The 462-nt window shown below is 65.6% G+C and carries 1 protein-coding gene; it reads left to right on the top strand.

Annotation, left to right across the window (positions count from 1 at the left end; translation table 11 throughout):
* On the top strand, positions 1–462 hold a 462-nt coding region (locus ACL02O_RS34435), incomplete at both ends, for an IS3 family transposase (RefSeq protein ID WP_412822361.1).

Below are 462 nucleotides of genomic sequence, written 5' to 3'. Positions count from 1 at the left end.
GCCGTGGGCTGGGTGTACGCCGCGTTCGTCCTCGACGTGTACTCCCGCATGATCGTCGGCTGGCAGGTGTCCACCTCGCTCTACACCGATCTGGCCCTCGACGCGTTGAAAGTGGCGATGTGGCGCCGCGAGAACCAGGGCGCTGACCTGCGCAAACTGGTCCATCACTCGGACAGGGGAGTCCAGTATCGAGCGATCCGCTACAGCCAACGACTCGCCGAGGCCGGCGCCGTAGCCTCCGTCGGATCGAGGGGCGACTCGTACGACAACGCCATGGCCGAGGCGTTCAACTCCCTATACAAGGCCGAACTCGTACGCAACAAGGGCCCGTGGCGCGGGCTCGACGACCTGGAGATGGCCACCGTCGAATACATCGACTGGTACAACAACCGCCGGCTGCACGGCGAACTCGGACACGTCCCACCCGCCGAACACGAGGCGCTACACGCGATGACCCACCCC

It is taken from the genome of Micromonospora mangrovicola, from assembly GCF_047200535.1.
Classification (GTDB): Bacteria; Actinomycetota; Actinomycetes; order Mycobacteriales; family Micromonosporaceae; genus Micromonospora.
The sequence above is the reverse complement of the archived record's forward strand: the minus strand, read 5'-3'. Positions and strand labels throughout refer to the sequence as shown.